At 35.0% G+C, this 1,570-nt stretch carries 2 protein-coding genes and 1 pseudogene; 2 read left to right on the top strand and 1 reads right to left on the bottom strand.

The genetic code is table 11. The features are described 5' to 3' along the window. Window positions 1-210 (bottom strand): annotated as a pseudogene (locus VB691_RS24400) (hypothetical protein); the annotation flags it as partial. 114 nt (window positions 211-324) lie between these two features. Here VB691_RS24400 and VB691_RS24395 point away from each other — a divergent pair. Then, window positions 325-1,194, top strand: coding sequence for a Fic family protein (locus VB691_RS24395; RefSeq protein WP_323294124.1), 870 nt, complete (start codon window positions 325-327; stop codon window positions 1,192-1,194). After that, window positions 1,181-1,369, top strand: a complete 189-nt coding sequence (locus VB691_RS24390; RefSeq protein ID WP_323294123.1) for a DUF977 family protein — start codon at window positions 1,181-1,183, stop codon at window positions 1,367-1,369. Before VB691_RS24395 ends, VB691_RS24390 begins: the two co-directional genes overlap by 14 nt. Window positions 1,370-1,570: the final 201 nt, after the last annotated feature.

Below are 1,570 nucleotides of genomic sequence, written 5' to 3'. Positions count from 1 at the left end.
ATCCCGTCGCCAAATGAGTACATTATGGCGCGGGGCTTTCGGCGATTTAGCTAAAGTAATTACTCCATTGAAATAAGAAACTCTATAGCCTAAGTATTCTTCTGCATTAAATTTTTCATAGTCTGTCCAAGTCATTCCAGCTAAACTAAGAGTTTGGTCTTGTTTTTGAAGCTGGTCAATATTTAAGGGAAGTTGGATATTGATGAACATAATCCTCATTTGGCGTTATCTTGGGGATTTTAACATAGAAAAAGGATGGGGTAATTAGACTGAATAGGTTACAATTGGTTGTAATTGGTTGAATAATTGGTCATCAGTCACCCCATGAATATAAACAACTTTGCCATAACCCCCGAAATGTTAATTATTATCGCTGAAATTGAGGAGTTTAAAGGTTCTTGGCGCACTTTAAGAACTCTTGCGCCCGAAAAATTGGCGGCACTTCGGAAAGTGGCTACAATCGAAAGTATTGGCTCATCGACTCGTATTGAAGGGGTGAAGTTAAGCGATCGCCAGATTGAAACCTTATTAAGTAACCTAGATCCAGCTTCTTTTACCAGTCGAGATGAACAAGAAGTGGCTGGCTATGCAGAAGTTATGGAAATATTATTTAATAGTTGGGAAACAATTCCAATTACGGAAAATTATCTTAAACAACTCCATTCTATTTTACTAAAATATAGTGATAAAGATGAAAGACACAGAGGAAATTATAAATTTATTGATAATCATATTGAAGCCTTTAATCAAGAAGGAAAAAGTTTAGGGATTATCTTAGAAACTGCTTCCACTTTTGATACCCCATTATTAATGGAGTCATTGATAATTTGGACTCGTAATGCCATCGAAGAAAAACAGATTCATCCGCTAATGATTATCGGAATTTTTATTGTTCAATTTTTGGCTATTCATCCCTTTCAAGATGGAAATGGCAGGATTTCTCGCATTGTTACGACTTGGTTATTATTAAAAACAGGCTATACTTATGTACCTTATAGTTCCCTAGAAACCATTATTGAAGAGAATAAAGAGAGTTACTACCTCGCTTTAAGACAAACTCAAAAAAGTTTTAAAACCGACTCTCCTAATTATACCCCTTGGTTGTTATTTTTTTTTTCGCTCACTGAAACGACAAAAAGATCGATTAGAGAAAAAATTAGAAAGGGAATTAATCTTTCCAATGGCTCTCCCTGAGTTATCCGTAAAAATTTTAGAATTAGTTAAAGAACAGGGTAGAATTACCACAAGAGAAATAGAGAATTATACAGAAGAAAGCCGTAGTACCATTAAAGCGAGACTGAATGAATTATGTCAACAAAAACAATTAACCCGACACGGAAAAGGACGTTCAACTTGGTATAGTCTATAAAGATTGTCTGGGGTGTTGAAAAATCACGAATTTAGCTCAAGATGTTATACACAGATTTTATGCTCATAATTCAAGCCCTTGATGAATCGCCTCTAAAATATAAGGATGTGCTTTTTGGGTTTCAACTAAATCCCACCTGTAAATTTTCCACCTGTAAATTTTCCGTTGATGGACTCAGAACTTATCTACTATAAAAGAGGC

Source organism: Crocosphaera sp. XPORK-15E (assembly GCF_034931425.1).
GTDB lineage: Bacteria > Cyanobacteriota > Cyanobacteriia > Cyanobacteriales > Microcystaceae > UHCC-0190.
This window is presented reverse-complemented; position numbering and strand designations above follow the sequence as displayed.

Excerpts from the sequence above, each read along its gene's own strand:
- VB691_RS24395 (WP_323294124.1), top strand. The coding sequence starts at position 325 with ATGAATATAAACAACTTTGCCATAACCCCCGAAATGTTAATTATTATC.
- VB691_RS24390 (WP_323294123.1), top strand. The coding sequence starts at position 1,181 with ATGGCTCTCCCTGAGTTATCCGTAAAAATTTTAGAATTAGTTAAAGAA.